At 38.0% G+C, this 3167-nt stretch carries 2 protein-coding genes and 1 CRISPR repeat array; both genes read right to left on the reverse strand.

Annotated elements, in window-relative coordinates; all coding sequences use genetic code 11:
• Positions 1-305: 305 nt before the first annotated feature.
• The gene (locus tag ACIFO6_RS24005) at positions 306-1052 is read right to left on the reverse strand and encodes a hypothetical protein (protein WP_430044549.1); all 747 of its coding nucleotides are present in this window, start codon (positions 1050-1052) and stop codon (positions 306-308) included.
• A gap of 367 nt (positions 1053-1419) precedes the next feature.
• A complete protein-coding gene (locus tag ACIFO6_RS24010) occupies positions 1420-2286 on the reverse strand; it encodes a DNA-binding protein (RefSeq protein ID WP_430044551.1) in 867 nt (288 codons plus the stop codon).
• Positions 2287-2408: 122 nt separating this feature from the next.
• A CRISPR array of direct repeats spans positions 2409-3117; the repeat unit is 32 nt; unit sequence ATTTCAATCCACGCACTCATATAGAGTGCGAC.
• Positions 3118-3167: the final 50 nt, after the last annotated feature.

Genomic DNA, 3167 nt, shown 5'->3' on the forward strand with positions numbered 1-3167 from the left:
TCTTTAGTTCAAACTATATAGCTGCCCATTGTTTGTTGCATTTGTACCGATAAACAAAAAAGCCGATCATTCGATTTTAAGAAATTAAAAATTGAGTCAATCCTATTAAGAATAGTATTAGCCATATGACAAAGATGACAATAAGGACATTTTTGATTATCCTCCATTTTTTATCATGTGAATCCATTCGTTTCTCTAAATTGCTTAATCGTTGTTCATGATCCATAATAATGCACCTCCTTAATTTTACAATATAAAACTACCACCTAAATTATGCAAGGTGGTAGTTTAGTTGTTTTATAATTTTAACCCAATCCCATAAAATATGATTCAGATCTTGATGTGATATCACCAATACCACCAATAATTATGCTAAGGGTTCTAGTTCCTTTGATTTGTATGTTACCTGCCCGTCCTTTAAGAGAGGCAGAGTTATCAGTCGCAACCCGATCATGAGCCCAAGAGTTTCCAGGGTGGAAACCCAGAAGTGTGCTTGTACTACCAGTAACTTTGGTTATATTCCTAGTAGCACTATCTCTATTATAATACACAGTAGCTTCAATCCAAGAAAGGTTTTTCCCAGCAGCCAATCCATCTCCCCAAACTGTATCTGTATTGGAATGGCTTTCAACAGCCGTCGGCTGAATTGATGACACTTTAAAGTTTTGGTTAGCACTATCTGAATAATACGTCAGCAGAGCAGCATATTCATCCAGATCATCTACAGTCATTGCTCCTTCGCTCAATTGCACAGTACTAGGTTTTACAGATTTCTCTAATGTAAATCCTGTAGCTTTCAAAATTTCTTCTTTCGATTTATATTTTCCTTTTACAGCTTCAAAATACTTTGCTGGCACAATATCACGAACAGATACTGTCTCTACCTTATCAGGAATTTTCACATCTAACTTAGCAGGGTCATTTGCATCTTCTTTTTGTGATTGTTGTTGAAGATCAGAGTTAGTCGAGTTTTCGGTGTCGGATGCAAAGGTGGGGGTTGAAAATGACAGAAGCAGAATCATAGAACAGAGAGTAGAGAGAATTTTTTTCACTTTTTTTCCTCCAATTTAGTATAATTTGTTACATATACTATTATAAACTTGAAAGTTGGAAGTGTTTTCCTTGGTTTTATTTACAAAAGAAGCGAGGTCGTTTCATTTTATGGGTAATAAAGTTAAAAAAAGACTATACAGCGCCGCAGCTCTCCGGTAGTGATCGCTGGCCAGAATGTCAAAGAGTAGCAGCGACAAGAGTAGTCCTAGTTTAGAGAAGGGTAAGTACAAAAAGAACCAACAGCATCAAGGAAGGATTCCCCCGATACTGTTGGTTCTCCGTCAGCATTTCATTAATCAATTCCAGCCGTGATTAGAAGGCGAATTTACCCCGAAATTTACCCCAATGCTACCAATTGGAACAATACTAATGAGAGCGAATATCATAGCCATCGAAACTAATAATTTTTTCATCCTTAATCAGCTCCTTGAATAAATTTTGATACTTTTCAATTTGTTCATTTGAAGCATACTGGCGTAGTGCTTCAAATAGCACAATAAATTTCTTGAAGTTCGTTCCATTTTCAATCATATTAGCCGTTGTTAAAAAAACTAAAACTTGGCGTACAGCATCTTCAAATCTCTTGTTATTACTATAATAAATCGCAAGATGATATAAAAACCTAAAATAATGTGTTTTATTCGTTTCGCTTTCCAAACTGCTCAATTCATCAATGGTAGTTTGGAATTTGTGAAGGACATCATCTACATTGAGCAAGTGGAGATTGGCCGCTTCCATAATAGTTACCAGCCCTGGCAATACTTCTTCATCATTGTTCTCTAAAAATTGAACATATTCTTGCAATACATCTATTTTTCCAGACAATAGATCATTTGTGTACATATTCGCCTTGGCAAAAAATCTGAATCGTTCAACCTCATCTAGCCCGGTAGCATCTAATCCAGAAAACCATCCTAGCTCCGAATATTTAAGGATGTATTCTCTGGCTTCATCGAATAGGCCAAGCTTCTGAAGTGCTGTAGCTTTTGCCAAATAGCTGAAGCCATAGTAAAAAATCAATGGACGTTCTGCATCTAGTGATGCTTCTCCTGTCTTGTACCGTGATTCGTAGATATCCCAAGATATTTTGTGTAGGTAATCTGAAATAACAATTATGTCATTCCAATTATGTTGTGTAAACCTTAGATGTAATAGCTCCACGCATTTATCTAAATTATGATGGTAGTTTGATAATAAATACGTTGCACCTTTTCCGTCCAAAACGTCTTCCATCCCCTTACCTTCCTCTCAAACTATATAGCGACGAAGCAAAGTTATTTTGAGCGCTGTGCTTTAATCTCGCATTCATGTAGAGTGCGACACGAAAGGATGGGCAGTCAGGCGCAGTCTCTACAATTTCAATCCACGCACTCATATAGAGTGCGACTCCCTGTAATTTCAATATACTCATTGTCGTTTATTATTTCAATCCACGCACTCATATAGAGTGCGACGCTTGGAGCAGCTTGATTTTCAAAGCTATCAGGATATTTCAATCCACGCACTCATATAGAGTGCGACCAAGCACCGATCATTGATCTAACTGCTAATGCGGATTTCAATCCACGCACTCATATAGAGTGCGACCTATTGCACTGGAACGGGATGCCCAATACTCCAGTAGAATTTCAATCCACGCACACATATAGAGTGCGACAGTAAAGTTGTATCCGATGCGGCTGAATCTATATGATTTCAATCCACGCACTCATATAGAGTGCGACTATTTCCCTTGCTTAGTCGATAACGAGAATCCGGTTAAATTTCAATCCACGCACTCATATAGAGTGCGACAAGCGGGCCGCCTCTTTACCTGTGTAACTCATTGCAAATTTCAATCCACGCACTCATATAGAGTGCGACTAGATTACCAACCAACGCCAACTGGCACAACAAAGCAATTTCAATCCACGCACTCATATAGAGTGCGACGTAGAGTATGACCTACTGAGTGATGAGTACGAGATTTCAATCCACGCACTCATATAGAGTGCGACTCATGGCTTTTTTTAATTCTCTATCAACTTAATTGATTTCAATCCACGCACTCATATAGAGTGCGACTCTCTCGAATAGTTCAATTGTATCAGTGCAAAAAATTTCAATCCACGCAC

This window comes from Paenibacillus sp. NRS-1781 (assembly GCF_050467745.1).
Lineage (GTDB): Bacteria > Bacillota > Bacilli > Paenibacillales > Paenibacillaceae > Paenibacillus > Paenibacillus terrae_A.